Source organism: Neisseria sp. HMSC069H12 (genome assembly GCF_001812735.1).
Classification (GTDB): Bacteria; Pseudomonadota; Gammaproteobacteria; order Burkholderiales; family Neisseriaceae; genus Neisseria; species Neisseria subflava.
Window position 1 is genome coordinate 1 of record NZ_KV810262.1, and the last position, 251, is coordinate 251.

General features: G+C 45.8%; 1 pseudogene. It reads right to left on the reverse strand.

Features of this window, described 5'->3' with window-relative positions:
* Nucleotides 1-251 (reverse strand): annotated as a pseudogene (locus tag HMPREF2872_RS11745) (hypothetical protein); the annotation flags it as partial.

Here is a 251-nt window from a genome sequence, read left to right on the forward strand (position 1 = left end):
CCATTTTGAGCGGATGCTTGTGAAATACTGTTTGGACAATCCGTGCAATTTTCGGTCTTTGGCTACTGCACGTCGAAATAATTCTTCATACTTCTTCTTCAGCTTGTCCTCGAATTCCCCTAAAGTAATACTCAAGCAATCATCACTCATCAGATTGACAGGCTCTGGACAAATAGCCCTGTTCTGTTGCTTAGCATCTTTTTCGTTAGTTTTTTCAGACGGCCCCGCCGCACCGACACAGGCGGCGGATG